Below are 920 nucleotides of genomic sequence, written 5' to 3'. Positions count from 1 at the left end.
ACAAAACGAAGCCGCTCGTCCATGATGCCAGTCTCTCGCCAAACCATCGCCGGGTCCTCCGGCGAGGGAGAAAACTGTCACCTATGCAATCGGTCCATTCTGTTACCTATCTATCCGGTTCGGACAAGCTGTCTTTCTCCCCGTCACTATACGGGGAGAAACCGTCTTGCTTGAGACCGTTCTAGCCAACGCGACCTCTTTCGTGCTCGGAAGAGAGTGGCATCCAGGGCCGCTCTCCTGCTTGCAGCCCGCTCTCAGCCCACTCTTCCGGCGCGCGCCAACCCATGCGCCACCAGCCGGTCGATGACTTCCGGATAGCTGACGCCGCTCGCCGCCATCGCCTTGGCGTACATGCTGATGTCGGTGAAGCCGGGAATGGTGTTGAGCTCGTTGACGACGAAGCCCATGCCCGGCGTCACGAAGAAATCGACGCGGGCCATGGCGTCGCAGCCGAGCGCGCGGAAGGCCTTTGCGGCCATGTCGCGCATGGCTTGCTCGATCTCCAGCGGCAGTTCGGCCGGCACCTTCAGCGCCGCCCCATCCTTATCGATGTACTTGGCGTCATAGCTGTAGAAGCCATGGCTCTCGGCCGGCACGATCTCGCCGGGGCGGGAGACGAACAATCCGCCCTTTGCGTCCTCCAGCACGCTGCATTCGATTTCGCGGCCGCGGATGAACTCTTCCGCCAGCAGCTTGCCATCGTGCTTGAACCCTTCGGCGAGTGCGGTCTGGTAATCGCTTTCGCTGGAGACCTTGCTGACGCCGACCGACGAGCCCTGGCGCGCCGGCTTGATGAAGACCGGCAGCCCGAGCGCACTCGCGACTTCCGCAAAGGCGGGCGTCGCGTCGGGAACGATGGTAACCGACCGCGCGACTGGTAGGCCGGCAGCTTTCAGCAGCCGCTTGGCGATGTCCTTGTC

Annotated in this window: 1 protein-coding gene; it reads right to left on the bottom strand. The window is 63.0% G+C overall.

Annotation, left to right across the window (positions count from 1 at the left end; genetic code table 11):
- Positions 1 to 254: 254 nt before the first annotated feature.
- Positions 255 to 920, bottom strand: a 666-nt coding sequence (locus EN781_RS33320; protein ID WP_127400767.1) for a D-alanine--D-alanine ligase, incomplete at its 5' end; no start/stop codon positions are given.

Origin of the sequence: Mesorhizobium sp. M4A.F.Ca.ET.090.04.2.1 (assembly GCF_003999085.1) — a bacterium.
Lineage (GTDB): Bacteria > Pseudomonadota > Alphaproteobacteria > Rhizobiales > Rhizobiaceae > Mesorhizobium.
Note: the sequence above shows the minus strand (reverse complement) of the source record. Positions and strands in the feature narration are given on the sequence as shown.